General features: G+C 70.1%; 1 protein-coding gene. It reads left to right on the top strand.

What is annotated here, in order from left to right; all coding sequences use genetic code 11:
- Window positions 1-51 precede the first annotated feature (51 nt).
- On the top strand, window positions 52-1,419 hold the full coding sequence (locus DSM100685_RS10620; protein ID WP_239512757.1) for an IS3 family transposase: 1,368 nt from the start codon (window positions 52-54) through the stop codon (window positions 1,417-1,419).

Below are 1,419 nucleotides of genomic sequence, written 5' to 3'. Positions count from 1 at the left end.
GGGGGTGCGGACGAAAAGTTGGACGCTTTGGCGTCCGGATTGGAGTCCGCAATGTACCGCAAGGACGTCAAGCGCATGGTCGTCGGCCTGTTCTACGACGACCGCATCAACGCGCCCGAGATCATCCGCCTCCTGCCCGGCGAGCTCGACCGGCCTCCGTCCCGGGCGACGGTCCACCGGTGGATCCGCGAGGACCCCCGCTACCGGCCGCGGGGACGTCAGGGGGCGTCGTATACGCTTGGGACCAAACTCGACGCGGTCCGCGCCCTCCTGGCCTGCGGCGACGCCGCCGCGGCCGCCTCGCGCGCGGGATGCGCGCCGGGCACCGTGCGCGCGTGGGCGCGCGCGTACCTGGAGAAAGGCGGTGCCGGATTGGCCACGGGACGAGGCGACGCGGAAGCGCCGGACGGCGGCGCGCGGGAGCTGGCGGAGCTGCGGGAGCGGGTGGAGGCCCTCAGGCTCGAGAACGCGGTGATGCGCGAGACGATCAAAGTTTTAAAAGCCGGCGACCCGCGCCCCGGCCCCGGACGGCTGACGAACGGGGAGAGGACGCGGGTCGTCGACGCGATCAGGGGTGAGTTCGGCCTGAAGGCCTCCCTGGACGCCGTGGGCCTCAGGCGCAGCACGTACTACCACCAGCGCGGCGCGATCGCCCTGGGCGACAAATACGCCGTCCTCAGGCGGCGCGTCCGACGCCTGTTCGAGTCCGGCGGGCGTGTGTGGGGCTACCGGACCGTCCACCGGATGCTGCGACTGGACGGGGCGGACCCGCTGGTCGTCTCGGAGAAGGTCGTCAGGCGGATCATGCGCGAGGAGCGTCTCGCGCCCGTGTACCTGAAGAGGGCGAGGCGGTGGAGCTCCTACGCCGGGGAGATCGGCGAGGCTCCCGCGAACCTCGTGGAACGCGACTTCCGCGCCGACGCGCCGAACCGCCTGTGGGTCACGGACGTGACCCAGTTCACGGTGGACGGGTGGAAGTGCTGGCTGTCCCCGGTGGTCGACTGCTTCGACGGGATGGTCGTCTCCTGGACGCTGTCGCGGTCCCCGAACGCCGACATGGCCAACCGGATGCTCCTCGACGCCGTCGCCACGCTCAAAGACGGGGAGCGTCCGGTCGTCCACTCGGACCGGGGCTGCCACTACCGGTGGCCCGGATGGATCCGCATCTGCGAGGAGAACGGGCTGACCCGTTCGATGAGCGCGAAGGGGTGCAGCCCGGACAACGCGGCCGCGGAGGGGTTCTTCGGCAGGTTGAAGAACGAGTTCTTTTACGGGCGCGACTGGAGGGGCGTGGGCTACGACGAGTTCCACGCGCGCCTGGCCGCCTACCTGTCCCATTACAATGGGACCCGTATCAAGAAGTCGCTGGGCTGGATGAGCCCGGTGCAATACCGCAGACACCTTGGGCTGGCGGTGTAG

It is taken from the genome of Bifidobacterium avesanii, assembly GCF_009299475.1.
Classification (GTDB): Bacteria; Actinomycetota; Actinomycetes; order Actinomycetales; family Bifidobacteriaceae; genus Bifidobacterium; species Bifidobacterium avesanii.
This window is presented reverse-complemented; position numbering and strand designations above follow the sequence as displayed.